The 11,767-nt window shown below is 68.8% G+C and carries 12 protein-coding genes; 3 read left to right on the forward strand and 9 right to left on the reverse strand.

Annotation, left to right across the window (positions count from 1 at the left end):
• Nucleotides 1–25: 25 nt before the first annotated feature.
• Complete coding sequence (gene kynB / locus WS96_RS16135) at nt 26–679, reverse strand: arylformamidase (protein ID WP_059833766.1); 654 nt, start codon at nt 677–679, stop codon at nt 26–28.
• Between the two features lie 129 nt (nt 680–808).
• On the opposite strand from kynB, the gene WS96_RS16140 reads away from it, so the two are divergent.
• Complete coding sequence (locus WS96_RS16140; RefSeq protein WP_006477992.1) at nt 809–1,309, forward strand: Lrp/AsnC family transcriptional regulator; 501 nt, start codon at nt 809–811, stop codon at nt 1,307–1,309.
• On the opposite strand, the gene WS96_RS16145 is transcribed toward WS96_RS16140, so the two are convergent.
• The 3 genes from WS96_RS16145 to WS96_RS16155 all read right to left on the reverse strand — a co-directional run bounded on the left by WS96_RS16145 (nt 1,296) and on the right by WS96_RS16155 (nt 4,153).
• Nucleotides 1,296–1,805: a flavin reductase family protein gene (locus tag WS96_RS16145; protein ID WP_034208238.1), complete on the reverse strand. Its 510-nt coding sequence runs from the start codon at nt 1,803–1,805 to the stop codon at nt 1,296–1,298. The two genes, WS96_RS16140 and WS96_RS16145, sit on opposite strands and share 14 nt — an antisense overlap.
• 279 nt (nt 1,806–2,084) lie before the next feature.
• A complete protein-coding gene (locus WS96_RS16150) occupies nt 2,085–2,750 on the reverse strand; it encodes a hypothetical protein (RefSeq protein WP_059833768.1) in 666 nt (221 codons plus the stop codon).
• Nucleotides 2,747–4,153, reverse strand: a complete 1,407-nt coding sequence (locus WS96_RS16155; RefSeq protein WP_059833769.1) for a selenium-binding protein SBP56-related protein — start codon at nt 4,151–4,153, stop codon at nt 2,747–2,749. The genes WS96_RS16150 and WS96_RS16155 overlap by 4 nt, the downstream gene beginning before the upstream one ends.
• Nucleotides 4,154–4,716: 563 nt before the next feature.
• Between WS96_RS16155 and msrA the strand changes: the two genes are divergently transcribed.
• Entirely contained in the window at nt 4,717–5,277 is a 561-nt protein-coding gene (gene msrA / locus WS96_RS16160) for a peptide-methionine (S)-S-oxide reductase MsrA (protein WP_059578436.1), read from the forward strand.
• 28 nt (nt 5,278–5,305) lie between these two features.
• Here the strand turns inward: msrA and WS96_RS16165 are convergent, their stop codons facing one another.
• From WS96_RS16165 to pdxH, 3 genes are all read right to left on the reverse strand, one after another.
• Nucleotides 5,306–6,604 (reverse strand): DUF72 domain-containing protein, encoded by a 1,299-nt coding sequence (locus tag WS96_RS16165; RefSeq protein WP_059833771.1) that lies wholly within the window; start codon nt 6,602–6,604, stop codon nt 5,306–5,308.
• A 23-nt stretch (nt 6,605–6,627) separates the two neighbouring features.
• Nucleotides 6,628–7,848 carry an SAM-dependent methyltransferase gene (locus tag WS96_RS16170; RefSeq protein WP_059833772.1) on the reverse strand — a complete coding sequence of 407 codons (1,221 nt, stop codon included), beginning with the start codon at nt 7,846–7,848 and terminating at the stop codon, nt 6,628–6,630.
• 121 nt (nt 7,849–7,969) lie between these two features.
• Nucleotides 7,970–8,614 (reverse strand): pyridoxamine 5'-phosphate oxidase, encoded by a 645-nt coding sequence (pdxH, locus tag WS96_RS16175; protein ID WP_034208232.1) that lies wholly within the window; start codon nt 8,612–8,614, stop codon nt 7,970–7,972.
• 128 nt (nt 8,615–8,742) lie between these two features.
• Here pdxH and WS96_RS16180 point away from each other — a divergent pair, with 128 nt between their 5' ends.
• Nucleotides 8,743–9,600: a tRNA threonylcarbamoyladenosine dehydratase gene (locus tag WS96_RS16180; RefSeq protein WP_059833775.1), complete on the forward strand. Its 858-nt coding sequence runs from the start codon at nt 8,743–8,745 to the stop codon at nt 9,598–9,600.
• 103 nt (nt 9,601–9,703) lie between these two features.
• On the opposite strand, the gene trxA is transcribed toward WS96_RS16180, so the two are convergent.
• Together trxA and WS96_RS16190 are read right to left on the reverse strand one after the other, a co-directional pair.
• Nucleotides 9,704–10,552 carry a thioredoxin gene (gene trxA, locus WS96_RS16185; RefSeq protein WP_034208230.1) on the reverse strand — a complete coding sequence of 283 codons (849 nt, stop codon included), beginning with the start codon at nt 10,550–10,552 and terminating at the stop codon, nt 9,704–9,706.
• Nucleotides 10,553–10,604: 52 nt separating this feature from the next.
• Nucleotides 10,605–11,486 (reverse strand): pirin family protein, encoded by an 882-nt coding sequence (locus WS96_RS16190; protein ID WP_034208229.1) that lies wholly within the window; start codon nt 11,484–11,486, stop codon nt 10,605–10,607.
• Nucleotides 11,487–11,767: the final 281 nt, after the last annotated feature.

Raw genomic sequence — 11,767 nt, forward strand, 5'->3', positions numbered from 1 at the left:
ATGATGGGGGTCGTAGGTCGGGTAATCAGGAAGCGTGCGAGGAAGCCCGCGCGGGCAGTGCGCGCAGCACCGCGCGCACGGGGCTCGCGTCGAGCGTCGCGAATTTCAGCGGCAGCGCGATCAGTTCGTAGTCGCCGGCCGGCACGTCGTCGAGCACGATCCCTTCGAGGATCGCCATCCGGTGCGCGCGCACGCGGCGATGCGCATCCATCGTCTTCGATTCCTGCGGATCGAGCGACGGTGTATCGATGCCGATCAGCGTCACGCCGTGCGCGGCGAGCAGGTCGACGGTGTCGGGCGCGACCGCGCAGAAATCGCTGTCCCATTGCTCGACGCTGGCGCGCTCGTACGTGCGCAGCAGCACGCGCGGCGGCACGCCGTCGAGCGCGGCCGCGACGTCGGCCGGCCGCACGACCGGCGATGCGCCGATGCAATGGATCACGCGGCACGGGCCGAGATAGGTGTCGAGCGGCACCGCGCCGATCGGCGCGCCGTCAGCGTCGTAGTGCAGCGGCGCGTCGCAGTGCGCGCCCGTGTGCGGCGACAGCGTCAGGCGTGCGACGTTGACCGGCGAACCGGCCTCCATCCGCCACACGCGTTCGACGGAAACCGGCGTATCGCCCGGCCACACGGGGGTGGCGGGGCTGACGGGCGGCGAGATGTCCCAGAGTGTGTCCATGGCATGACGAATCGTGAGTCGATCCTTCGAATGATAGGTGGACACTCGCAGAAAGTGCTTGCGAAATAAACATGGACAATCCGCCGGATTGGCAGATAATTCGACTCAGAGGGAAAACGGGGACCAAAAATGCACGCGATCACGCTCGATGCCACCGACTGCCGGATTCTGGCGGTACTGCAGGAGGAGGGCAGAATCAGCAATCTCGACCTGGCCGAACGCATCTCGCTTTCGCCATCCGCCTGCCTGCGCCGCATGCGTCTGCTCGAGGAGCAGGGCGTGATCGAGCACTATCGCGCGTGCCTGAGCCGCGAGAAGCTCGGCTTCGAGCTCGAGGCGTTCGTGCAGGTGTCGATGCGCAACGAAGAGAATCAATGGCACGAGCGCTTCGCGGAAGCGCTGCGCGAATGGCCGGAGGTGGTCGGCGCGTTCGTCGTGACGGGCGAGAGCCACTATCTGCTGCGCGTGCTCGCGCACAACCTCAAGCACTATTCGGATTTCGTGCTGAACCGGCTCTACAAGGCGCCGGGCGTGATGGACATCCGTTCGAACATCGTGCTGCAGACGCTGAAGGACGAAGCCGGCGCGCCGGTCGGCCTGGCGCGCACGGGGGCGATCAAAGCGGTGTGAGGCCGTGGAAGCCGCCGCCGTGGAACACGAGTGGCGGTGCCGTTTCCGATACCGCGCGCACGCCGCAGCGTTCCACTTCGCCGACGAAGATCACGTGGTCGCCTTCGTCGTAGCGGCTGCGGTTGTGGCATTCGAACCACGCGAGCGCGCCGTCGAGCACGGGCATTCCCGAGTTGCCGGCCGCGTGCGCGATCCCTTCGAAGCGGTCGCCCTTGTAGGTCGAGAAGCGTTTGCACAGGTCGAGCTGCGACGCCGCGAGCACGTTCACCACGTAATGGCTGTTGCCGCGGAACACGGGCGTCGACGCCGATTTGTGCGCGAGGCTCCACAGCACGAGCGGCGGATCGAGCGACACCGAATTGAACGAGCTGGCGGTGATGCCGATCAGCTGCCCGGACGGCGCCTGCGTCGTGATCACCGTCACGCCCGTCGCGAACTGGCCGAGCGCCTGCCGGAAGGCGGCCGAGTCGAAATCCGGTGGATTGGCGTGGCTCATCGGGCAGCCATCCGGAACGGGACGGGCGGGCGCGACACGCCACGGGTGTGACGGGCGTGGCGGACGAAAGGCGACGAAGCGGTCGATGAAGAAGGGGTGCGCATGGCCCGATTTTAGCGGAATCGGGGCCGCCGGGCCCGCTCGGGCGGCGCAGCGCGACGGCAGGGTGACGTAGCGAACACTGCGGTGCGCGGTCGGCGGCGCCGTTCTGTCGCGTTTTTCAGCGGTGCCGCCGTTCATGCCGACGCCGTGCCGTCCCGCCCGGCATCGCCGCCCGTGCTATCGCGCCGCCGCCAGTCCGAGCGACAACGCGCCCGTCACGATCAGGCTCGACGCCCATACCGCATCCAGATTGAACCAGCTCCGCGACACGAACTTCAGCCCGAGATAGCGGTACACGAGCCACGCGAGCCCGCCGCCGGCGGCGATCATCGCGGCCGCGTGCACGGCCGCGACGACGAGCGCCATGCCGAGATGCGCATCGACGAGCGCCGCGGCCGCGCGATGGCCGGCATCCCGGTCGAGCCCGCACAGGCCGAGGTAGATTGGCACCAGCATCAGCCCCGCGCCGTGCGCGAGCGCGACCGCGAACGACCACAGGCCGAGCCGCGCCGGCGGAATCCGCGCGAGCGCCCGCGGATGCCGGCGCCGGATCAGCAGCCCTGCGCCGAAGCCGATCACGAGTGCGCTCGCGCCGATCCGGATCGCCGACTGCCAGGCGAGCAGCGCCGCAAGCAGCCCGAACGGCAGCATCACCGCGAAGACGGCGAGCGCGTGACCGATCGCGAGATAGCCGAGCGCGGCGACGAGCGCGGCGCCGCGGCGCGTCATCAGCGCGTTCGACACCGCGAGCGGCCAGCCCATCGCCGGGTTCAGCCCGTGATAGACGCCGCTCGCGAGCACGGCCGCCCACCACGCGAACGGCACGTGAAGGCCGGCGCTCAACGCTTGACCGACGGATAGCAGAACGAATCGGTCGAGCAGTCGCCGCCTTCGAGCCGGATCTGGTGCGCGCGGTAACCGTCGGGGAATTCGACCCAGTAGTCGTCGGCGAGCGTCAGCCCGCCGTCCGGCCCCGCGTGCGCGAGCACCTGCGCGGCCGGCACGCCGTCCGGATAGAACTGATCGTCCCACGTCGAATAGAGCGAGTTGGTCCAGTACACGCGCCGGCCGTCGCGGCTGATCTCGACCATCTGCGGGCCGCCCGCGAACGTGCGGCCGTTCGGGTGCGGCGCCCGGCGCGCGATGCCGCCGATGCGTACCGACCCGGCCAGCACCGGGTTGTGCGGATCCGACACGTCGTACTGGCGCATTTCGCCGGTGCCCCAGCACGACACGTACAGGAACCGGTCGTCGAGCGACAGGTCGATGTCGGTCACGAGCGGCGGCACCGCGCCGAATCCTTGCAGCAGCGGCGGCAACGCGTCGGCGGCGGCCGGCTCGGCCGGGATCGTCGCGGTCTTCTTCGCATGGAACTTGCCGCCTTCGCGCCACCAGGTCCAGATCGAACCTTCGAGGTTGGTCGTATCGACCACGACGCCGACGAATCCGTATTCGCGCACCGGGTCGTGCGCGGGCCGCACCTCCAGCGCCATCTGGTGCTGCGCGCCGAGATCGATCGTCTGCACGTTGCGTCGCGCGCGCAGGTCCCAGAAATGCAGCCGGTGCCCGTACTTGTTCGCGAGCAGATCCTCGGGGACGATCCCGTTCTCGAATTGCGGCGGCAGCGCCCATTCGCTCGACACCATGTAGTCGCGCGGCAGGTTCCACCAGAAGTCGTAATGCTTGTCCTGCGGGCCGCGGTCGATCTCCCAGCGGCCGAGCACGTCGAAGGTCTCGCAATCCATGATGAAGATGCCGGGCGCGCCGTCGGTGCCGTCCTTGCCCGCGCCGCCGAGCGTGCTCACGTAGATGCCCTCGGGGCCGCAATGCACGGTGTGCGGCCGCGAGTAGCCGGTCTTCGCGAAGATCTCGTCGGGCTCGATGATCTTGTGGATGCGTGCCTGCGTCGGATGCGGCTTCGTATCGATCACGTAGATGCGCGACGAGCGCAGGCCGGGGATGATCAGGAACCGGCGCTCGAGGAACGCATGGCCGGTGAGCGGCGACAGCGACGACGAACACGCATTCCAGCCGAAGTGGTGAAACTCGTCGCCGGTGTTCGGCATCGTCACCGTATGCACGATCTTGCCGTACGTCGACGAACCGGGCTTCACGTCGATCACGGCGAGCGCGTCGGGTCTCGAAAAATCGGGGCTCAGCAACAACGTATACGCGAATGCTTCGGCCGGCGCCTGCATCGCGAGCTCGGGCGAAGCGTGAAACGTCGGGTCGGGCCGCATGCTCATGGTGATGTCCTCTCGATGGTGTCGGATCGTGGGCGCACGGCCGTCGTCCGTTGCGGGCGTGCGGGCTGCGATTGCCGCGCGACGCGCATCATGCAGGCGGCACGCTCGGCGAGCCGGCACGCGTCGGCGGCGCGCGCGATGCCGTGCATCAGGTCGTGAAAGCGGGAAAAGGCGAAAGGCTGTCGCGCGGCGCCCGCGGTGAAACGGGTACGCGCGATCGCGATGGCGCGATCGACGTATCGGCGACCGGGCCCGCGACGCAGGCGATGTCTGTTAAGGCGTGCATATCGATGTTCCGGCAGATGGGGTTGGCATCGGGGGCGGGCATGCATCGGACGCTGCGCGTGCGCGACGGGTTGGCCGTCGCGTGCGCGTGCCTAAGTGTAGACGAGAAATCCGCGGCGGGTCGCGTGCGGCGCCTGGCCGATCTGCCAGGTTCGCGCGCGAGTGAGATACTTGACGAAGTGCCGTTGCCGTCCGCGTCGCGGGCGGGCGACGGCGACGCGAAACGATGGCGCCGGCGCCTGCGTGCCAACTGCCGTCATCCACGAGGGACTGATTTCATGGGGAACGAGATGCTTGAAACCGCGACGCTCGGAGGCGGGTGTTTCTGGTGCACGGAGGCCGTGTTTCTCGACGTCGACGGCGTGACGGCCGTCCAGTCGGGTTACGCGGGCGGCCATACGCGCAATCCCGGCTATCGCGACATCTGCGAAGGCGACACGGGCCACGCGGAAGTCGTCAACGTGACGTTCGATCCGGCGCGCATCGGCTATCGCGAGATCCTCGAGATCTTCTTCGCGACGCACGATCCGACCCAGTTGAACCGGCAGGGCAACGACGTCGGCACGCAGTACCGGTCGGTCGTGTTCACGCATTCGGATGCGCAGCGCGACACCGCGCTCGACGTGATCCGCGAACTCGAGCGCGAACAGGTGTTCGGCCAGCCGATCGTCACGCAGGTCGTGCCGCTCGACGGCAACTACTGGCCGGCGGAGGACTATCACCAGAACTATTACGCGCGCAACCCGGGGCAGGGCTATTGCTCGGTCGTGATCGGGCCGAAGCTCGCGAAGTTCCGGCAGAAGTTCTCGCACCGGCTGAAGTCGCTGCGCGGCGCGTAAGCGCGGGCATGGCCGGCGCAAACCGGCGTCACGCCGCCTCGTTGCGCCACTGCGCGCACGCGGCGGCGATTTCGCGTGCGAGCGCGATGCACGACAGCGGCGCGGAGCCTTCCGCCTTGTTGTTGATCGTGATGATCACCGGCTGCCCGGCCAGCGCATAGCGCGCGGCCAGTTCGGCGAGTGCCGAGCGCGTGGTCGGATCCTCGTCGACGAGCTTGTCGAACGGCTCGTATTTCGCTTTCGCCTGTTCGTACTTGAAGCCGCCGTGCAGGCTCCAGCGCACGATCAGCGGGCCCGGCGCGTCGCCGTCGAGCAGCGCGAGCGCGGCGGCCTGGCGCAGCGGGTCGGGCATCCGCGCGTGCAGGCCGACGCAGTAGCGCACGCCGAGCGCGGCCAGCGCGCGGATGAAGCGCGGCGTGAGCAGGCTCGCGTCGCGGATCTCGATCGCATAGCGCGTGCCGTCGGCGTCCGGCGGCAGCGGCGGCAGCGCCGCGAAGAACGCGGTGAGCCGGTCGATCAGCGCGGCCGGCTCAGCGAGCAGTTGATCGGGCAGCGGCGAGAACTGGAACACGAGCACGCCGGCTTTGCGGCCGAGCCCGTCGAGACAGGGCTGGACGAATTCGCGGGTCGCGAGCGGCGCATCGAGGAAGGTCGGGTTCGGCCCGGACGGCTCGCCGCGCCGGCCGCGGATCACCGCGTCGGTCACCGCGGCCGGCGCTTTCACGACGAAGCGGAAATCGTCGGGCACCTGTTGCGCGTAGCGCAGGTAGTCGGCCACCGACAGCGGCCCGTAGAACGACCGGTCGAGGCTCACGCTTTTCAGCAGCGGATGGGCGCCATACGCTTCGAGCCCTTCGCGCGACAGCTTCGTCTGCGCGAAATCGCCGTCGTAGACGATGCCGTTCCAGCCGGGGAAATACCACGACGACGTGCCGAGCCGCACGTTCGGCGGCAAGCCGGCCGCGACGTCGGCCACGTCCGCCGAGACCGGCGCGGGCGGCACGCCGCGCTGGCGGCGGCCTTTTTTCGGCGCGGCGGCCGGCGGGGACGGTTCGTCCCACAGCAGGCCGGACGACGGGGCAGGCGTGTCGTCGGCGGCGGGGCGGGAAGTCGTGCGGGCGGGCGGCGCCGATGGCGCGTCCTTTGGTGCGTCCGGCGTCACGTGCGCTTCGGGGCCGGCGGGGCGAGCGCCGTCCGCGGGCGATGCGCGTGGGGCGTGCGTCGGCACGCCGAACAGGTCGAATTGTCCGTCGGCGTGCGACTCGTTGGCGTCGTCGTGCTGCTGTCGTTGCGGCGGCGCCGTGCGCCGCGTCCTGCCGTCACCCATGCATGCCCAGCGTGAGGCGCCGCCTAGCGCGGCAGCGCGTGTTCGTACATGTAGCGCCGCGACCACGGCAGCGTTTTCGCGCTGCGTCCGGCCTTGCGGCACACGATCTGGAAGATCGACACGTCGTCGTGCTCGAACGCATACGCGCAGCCGGCAAGATACACGCGCCAGATCCGGAATTTCTCGTCGTCGACGAGCTTTCTCGCTTCTTCGGCTTTCGCTTCGAAGTTTTCCGTCCAGATATCGAGCGTGCGCGCATAGTGCCGGCGCAGGCTTTCGACGTCAACCGCCTCGAGCCCGCCGCGCTGCGCGGCTTCGAGCGCCAGGCTGATGTGCGGCAGCTCGCCGTCCGGGAACACGTAGCGATCGATGAATTCGCCGCCGCCGAGCGCCGTTTCGCCGCTTTCCGCGTCGGTCGACGTGATCCCGTGGTTCATCGCGATGCCGTCGTCGGTCAGCAGCTCGCGGATGCGCGAGAAATAGAGCGGCAGGTTCTTGCGGCCGACGTGCTCGAACATCCCGACGCTCGTGATGCGGTCGAACTGGCCTTCGATCTCGCGGTAATCCTGCAGACGAATCTCGATCCGGTCTTCGAGCCCCGCCGCCTTCACGCGCGCGGTCGCGAGGTCGAACTGGTTCTGCGACAGCGTCACGCCGAGACACGTCGCGCCGAACTTCTGCGCGGCGCGCAGCACGAGCGCGCCCCAGCCGCAGCCGATGTCGAGCAGACGCTGCCCGGGCTCGAGCCGGATCTTCGTCAGGATGTGGTCGATCTTCTTGATCTGCGCGGTGGCGAGATCCTCGTCGCCGTTCTCGAAGTACGCGCATGAGTACACCATGTTCTCGTCGAGCCACAGCCGGTAGAACGCGTTCGAGACGTCGTAGTGGTACTGGATCGCCTTCTTGTCGGTGCTCTTCGTGTGATTGAAGTAGCGCTTCACCCGCGCGAGCTTGCTCGCGCTCGTCACGGTGCTGCGCGCGAGCGAGTAGCCGATGTTGATGATGTCCGACAGCTTGCCTTCGATGTCGATCTTGCCCTTCACGTACGCCTCGCCGAGATTGTCGAGGCTCGGTTCGAGCAGCAGCGGCAACGCCGATGCGCTGTTCACCTTCAGCGTGACCTGCGGCGCGCTGAAGGTGCCGAAATCGAGTTGTTCGCCGTTCCACAGCACGAGGCGCGCCGGTATGTTCGCCTTCGCCCGTACTTCATCCGCCCACTGTGCCAGCTTCTTTTCCCAGAACATTTGGATTCTCCGTTTGTTCGTTGAATCGAATACAGCCAAGTATCTTGACCGGCGCCCGCCGCTTGCCGCGCGGGCGCCCGGATGCAACACGAGACACGGCCGGCACGCGCCGGCGGCGCGCTTACGGCGACAGGCGCGAGATCGTCCAGCCCGACGCCGCCGCGGCGTCGCGCGTATAGAGCAGGCGGTCGTGCAGCCGCGACGGACGCCCCTGCCAGAACTCGATCGAGTCGGGCACGAGGCGGTAGCCGCCCCAGTGCGGCGGGCGCGGCGGGTCGTCGCCGTAGCGCTCGCTGACGGCCCGTTCGCGCGCTTCGAGCGTCGCGCGGCTGTCGATCACGGTGCTCTGCTCCGACGCCCATGCGCCGATGCGCGAGCCGAGCGGGCGCGACGCGAAATAGCGGTCGCTTTCTTCCGCGCTGGTTTTCTCGATCCGGCCTTCGATGCGAACCTGGCGCTCGAGCTCGATCCAGTAGAACAGCAGCGCGGCTTGCGGATGCACGGCGAGATCGTGGCCCTTGCGGCTTTCGTAATTGGTGAAGAAGACGAACCCGCGTTCGTCGACGCCCTTGATGAGCACGATCCGGGCCGACGGCCGGCCGTCGGCGCCGACGGTCGCGAGCGTCATCGTGTTCGGCTCGGGCAGCTTGGCGGCGAGCGCCTCCTTGAACCAGCGATCGAACTGGGCGAAGGGGTCGGGGGCGGCATCGGCCTCGTCGAGCGAAGCACGCGAATAGTTGATGCGGAGATCGGCGAGAGTCGTCATGTTATGCAAACGCTTCAATCTGGGGCCAGTATAGCGAACGCGCGAGAATCGTGCGTGCACAGTGGCGCGTGCGAGCGGGGAGTTCAGGCAAAATAGAGGGCTGCACGACTTACGTTTTCCTTGCTGCCATGTCCTCCGCCGACGCTGCCCCGCCCAGTTCTTCCGATCTTACCCCGACCCCGGAAATCCGGCTTGACGTGGATCGCGCGCGGCGTTTCGGCGGCGTCGCGCGCCTGTACGGCGCGCCGGCCGCCGCCGCGTTCGAACGGGCGCACGTCGCGGTGATCGGGATCGGCGGCGTCGGGTCGTGGGTGGCCGAGGCGCTCGCGCGCAACGCGGTCGGCACGCTGACGCTGATCGATCTCGACAACGTCGCGGAAAGCAACACGAACCGGCAGGTCCATGCGCTCGACGGCAATTACGGCAAGCCGAAGGTCGACGCGATGGCCGAGCGGATCGCGCTGATCGACCCCGCGTGCCGCGTGAACCGCATCGAGGATTTCGTCGAGCCCGACAACTTCGACGCGCTGCTCGGCGGCGGCTTCGACTACGTGATCGACGCGATCGACAGCGTGCGCACGAAGGTCGCGCTGATCGCATGGTGCGTCGCGAAGCGGCAGCCGTTGATCGTCGTCGGCGGCGCGGGCGGCCAGCTCGATCCGACACGCATCCGCATCGACGATCTCGCGCTGACGATCCAGGATCCGCTGTTGTCGAAGGTGCGCGCGCAGTTGCGCAAGCAGCACGGTTTTCCGCGCGGGCCGAAGGCGCGTTTCAAGGTCAGCGCCGTGTATTCGGACGAGCCGCTGATCTATCCGGAAGCGGCGGCCTGCGACATCGAGGACGGCGCGGAGCCGTCCGCGGCCGCGCACGTCGCGGGGCTCAACTGCGCGGGCTTCGGTTCGAGCGTGTGCGTGACCGCGAGCTTCGGGTTCGCGGCCGCCGCGCATGCGCTGCGGGCGATCGCGGCACAGGCGGCCGGCTGAGCGCGCGGCGCGCGGGCAGGGCAAGACGATGCCGCGGCGCGGGTGACGTGCCGCGCGCGATACGGCGATGCGGCCGGGCTATCGCGGCCCGGCCGGGCGCGCATCAGTTGAGCGCCATGCTCAGCTTGCGTCGCCACGCGGCGACGAGGTCGGGGCGATCGCCGGCCAGTTCGAACACCGAGATCATCGTGCGGCGGCCGAGGTCGTCGCCGTAGGCGCGATCGCGCGTCACGATTTCCAGCAACTGTTCCAGCGCGCCTTCGTACGCGCGCCGCGCGATCAGGCTCTGCGCGAGGTCGAAGCGCGCGTCGAGATCGGCCGGGTTCGCCGCGATGCGCGCTTCGAGCGCGTCGGTCGGCGGCAGGTCGGCCGTGGCGTCGAGCGCGTCGAAGCGGGTCTTGATCGCCTGGTAGCGCGGGTCGCCGTTCTGCACGGTTTGCGGCGACAGGCGTTCGGTTTCGGCGCGCGCGGCGTCGACCTCGTTGCGCGCGAGCTGCAGCTCGATCAGGTCGAGGCGCGCGTCGTCGTAGCCGGGGTTCAGCGCGAGCGCCGCTTCGAGGTGCGCGCGCGCATCGTCGAAGCGCTGTTCGGCCATCGCATACTGCGCGGCGCGGCGCTCGGCTTCCTCGGCGGCCGGCAGCAGCCGGTCGAGGAACGCGCGCAACTGGCCTTCGGGCAGCACGCCGACGAACTGGTCGACCGGGCGCCCGTCGGCGAACGCGATCACGTGCGGGATGCTGCGCGTCTGGAAGTGCGCGGCGAGTTCCTGGTTCTCGTCGACGTTGACCTTCACGAGCTTCCAGCGGCCTGCGTAGTCGGCTTCGAGCTTTTCCAGCAGCGGACCGAGCGTCTTGCAGGGGCCGCACCACGGCGCCCAGAAGTCGACCAGCACGGGCGTGTCCAGCGACGCCTCGATGACGTCTTTCTCGAATGTGGCAAGCGTGGTGTCCATGTCGTTCTCTTCCGTTCGAATATCGTCAGGATGGGGGTGGCGCGCCGCTTTTTCAACGCGGCTTCGATTCGGGCAGCGGAATCCACTCGGTTTCGCCCGGCACCTTGCCCATCTCCTGCCGCGTCCAGGCCGCTTTCGCACGCTCGATCGCGTCGCGGCTGCTCGCGACGAAATTCCACTCGATGAAGCGTTCGCCATCGATCCGGTCGCCGCCGAGCAGCATCGCGCGCGCGCCGCTGCCGCTCGTCAGCGTGACCGTCGCACCCGGCGCGAGCACGGCCATCCGTTCGGCCGGCACCGGCGTGCCGTCGATCGCGAGCTCGCCGTCGACCACGTAGACCGCGCGCTCCTCGTGCGACGCATCGAGTTCGAGCCGGCCGCCGGCCGCGAATTCGGCCGCGACGTACAGCGTGCGCGAGAACGTCGTCACGGGCGAGCGCAGCCCGAACGCGTCGCCGGCGATCACCGTCAGCGACACGCCGTGTTCGTCGCGCTTGGGCAGCGTGTCGGCCGCATGGTGCTCGAACGACGGCTCGGTCGTCTCGTGCGCTTGCGGCAGCGCGACCCAGGTCTGGATCCCGTGCACGGTGTGGCCGCTGGCGCGCTGCGCGTCCGGCGTGCGCTCCGAGTGGACGATGCCGCGGCCGGCCGTCATCCAGTTCACGTCGCCCGGCACGATTTCCTGCCGTGAGCCGAGGCTGTCGCGGTGCAGGATCGCGCCGTCGAACAGGTAGGTGACCGTTGCGAGCCCGATGTGCGGATGCGGGCGCACGTCGAGCCCCGTGCCGGCCGGCAGCACGGCGGGACCCATGTGATCGAAGAAGATGAACGGGCCGACGAGGCGTGCGGCGAGCGCGGGCAGCGTGCGGCGCACCTGCAGGTTGCCGATGTCGCGCACGTGCGGCTTGAGCAGGGCTTTGATCGAGTCGGTCATGGCGGGCCTCGTGGGAACGGCTGGATTGCCGGTCATTGTACTGGCGGCGCGGCGGCGCGCGTGACGGGAACGCGAAACGCGCGCGGTGCGATGCGGCCGCGGCAGGCATGCGTCGTGCGGTGTCCACCGCGTTGCACAAGCCGATGCACGCGCCGCTGCGCACGCCGATGCGCACGCCGATGCGCACGCCGCCGATTCCATGCGCGCCGCGCGGGTATCGGGCCGGACCGCGAAACCCGGTAGACTGACCGGCTTCACGACAACGATTCGACAATCGAAGG

Origin of the sequence: Burkholderia sp. MSMB1835 (assembly GCF_001526365.1) — a bacterium.
GTDB lineage: Bacteria > Pseudomonadota > Gammaproteobacteria > Burkholderiales > Burkholderiaceae > Burkholderia.

What these genes read in the sequence shown, in the direction of transcription:
- kynB (WP_059833766.1), bottom strand. Translation starts at nt 679, where the DNA reads ATGGACACACTCTGGGACATCTCGCCGCCCGTCAGCCCCGCCACCCCC.
- WS96_RS16140 (WP_006477992.1), top strand. Translation starts at nt 809, where the DNA reads ATGCACGCGATCACGCTCGATGCCACCGACTGCCGGATTCTGGCGGTA.
- WS96_RS16145 (WP_034208238.1), bottom strand. Translation starts at nt 1,805, where the DNA reads ATGAGCCACGCCAATCCACCGGATTTCGACTCGGCCGCCTTCCGGCAG.
- WS96_RS16155 (WP_059833769.1), bottom strand. Translation starts at nt 4,153, where the DNA reads ATGAGCATGCGGCCCGACCCGACGTTTCACGCTTCGCCCGAGCTCGCG.
- msrA (WP_059578436.1), top strand. Translation starts at nt 4,717, where the DNA reads ATGGGGAACGAGATGCTTGAAACCGCGACGCTCGGAGGCGGGTGTTTC.
- WS96_RS16165 (WP_059833771.1), bottom strand. Translation starts at nt 6,604, where the DNA reads ATGGGTGACGGCAGGACGCGGCGCACGGCGCCGCCGCAACGACAGCAG.
- WS96_RS16170 (WP_059833772.1), bottom strand. Translation starts at nt 7,848, where the DNA reads ATGTTCTGGGAAAAGAAGCTGGCACAGTGGGCGGATGAAGTACGGGCG.
- pdxH (WP_034208232.1), bottom strand. Translation starts at nt 8,614, where the DNA reads ATGACGACTCTCGCCGATCTCCGCATCAACTATTCGCGTGCTTCGCTC.
- WS96_RS16180 (WP_059833775.1), top strand. Translation starts at nt 8,743, where the DNA reads ATGTCCTCCGCCGACGCTGCCCCGCCCAGTTCTTCCGATCTTACCCCG.
- trxA (WP_034208230.1), bottom strand. Translation starts at nt 10,552, where the DNA reads ATGGACACCACGCTTGCCACATTCGAGAAAGACGTCATCGAGGCGTCG.
- WS96_RS16190 (WP_034208229.1), bottom strand. Translation starts at nt 11,486, where the DNA reads ATGACCGACTCGATCAAAGCCCTGCTCAAGCCGCACGTGCGCGACATC.